A 1,559-nucleotide genomic window follows, 5' to 3' on the forward strand; every position below is an offset into this window, starting at 1 on the left:
ACCTGCCGGTCGCCGACAGGCGCGTGCTCGCCCTCGCCGAGCCCGAGGCCGTCGGCGGGACGTACGGCGTGCCCTGGCCGATGCGGGCCCGCGCCAACGCGGTGGCCGTGCGCAGGGCCCTCCACCGTGAGCAGCTGGCGGGCACCCCGTGGTCCCCGCGCATAGGGAGACTGGAGACCATGGCGCGGCGGGACGCTCGTCGTCGTCGTCGTTCCTTCCCCGCCTTCTCCCCGCGGCGCGGTGGCCGGATGATCGAGGTCGTGGGCGACCTCGGGCCGCGCACCGAGGCGGTCGCGGTGTACGTCCCCGGCACCGGCACCAACCTCGACATGTCGCACGTCAACACCGACGTCGCCGTGGACCTCGTCGACGCCGCCGACGGCCGACTGGCGGTGATCGCGTTCCTCGACGGCGAGTTCCCGCAGGACATCATGGCCGACGCCGGCAACCCGCGGTACGCCGAGACGATGGCGCCGCGGCTGGTCCGGTTCTGCCGCGAGGTCGACCGGGTGATCGAGATCGAGTGCCCCGGCGCCGCTCTGACCGTGGTGGGTCATTCCTACGGCGGGCGGATCGTCGGCACCGCCGAGCGCCTGGGCCTGCGCGCCGACCGGGTCATCTACGCCGAATCCCCCGACCTCGGCGTGGGGGTGACGGGGCCGTCGGACTGGCGCGCCCCCGGCCCGGTGCGCCGCTACACCCTCACCGCACCGGGCGATCCCGTCGAGCTGCTCCAGGTCCGCTTCGGGCTGCGGCGGCAGTGGTCGCACTCCGACCTCGGCGACGGCGGCGCGCGCCTCGACACCGGCTACTTCGCCGACGGCACGCCCGTCTACGGCACCCGCGGGCACGGCGGGGTGTTCGACCGCGACTGCGACGCGTTCCGCGCGATGCTCACCGTGATGCTCGGCGGTCCGGTACCCCTGTGGCGCGAACGCGAGATCCGCGCCCGCCACACCTCCGTCCGACGCGGCGACGACGGCCAACTGCTGCCCGTCCTCCGGCGGCATGTCGCCGGCCTCTGGCTGCACCGCGACCGCGAACCCTACGGCGACGCCGAGGTCACCTGGGAAGCGCCCGAACGACTGACGGTCGTCCCGCCGGCTACGCGCGCGGCGGGGGAAGGTGTTGGCGTTCGCACGGAGGCTGTCTGATACTGGGGCCTATGGCATCGCTCGACACCAGGTTCACCCGCCCGTCCCTCACCGCCGTGGGGATGAGCGCACTGGGGGTCCTGTCCGTCGGCCTCATCACGACCGGCCTCTGGTACGACTCCCACCGCAGCGCCCAGGCCGTCGAGCGCGCCCGCGCCCAGGTGGAGGCCGCCCAGACCGGCGGCCCCACCGCCGAGCCGATCGCGAGCACCACTTCCGAGACGACCACCGAGACCACCTCGGAGGAGACCGGCGAGCCGCCCACCGAGACGGCCTCGGAGGAGGCGACCTCCACGCCCGTCGCGACGCAGGCGCCCTCGACGACCGTGCCGACCGCGGCCCCCGCGCGGCAGGACGCCACCGTCCAGCCGGTCCGTCAGGCACCGGTCGCGCCCGTTGCGCCCG

Annotated in this window: 1 protein-coding gene and 1 pseudogene; both read left to right on the plus strand. The window is 74.9% G+C overall.

Annotated features, from left to right (window positions below; translation table 11 throughout):
• On the plus strand, positions 1 to 1,154 hold a 1,154-nt coding region (locus HMPREF3086_RS01760; RefSeq protein WP_070719866.1), incomplete at its 5' end, for an alpha/beta hydrolase.
• Positions 1,155 to 1,165: 11 nt separating this feature from the next.
• A pseudogene (locus HMPREF3086_RS01765) lies at positions 1,166 to 1,559 on the plus strand (hypothetical protein); the annotation flags it as partial.

Origin of the sequence: Dietzia sp. HMSC21D01, assembly GCF_001815995.1 — a bacterium.
GTDB classification, from domain to species: Bacteria; Actinomycetota; Actinomycetes; order Mycobacteriales; family Mycobacteriaceae; genus Dietzia; species Dietzia cinnamea.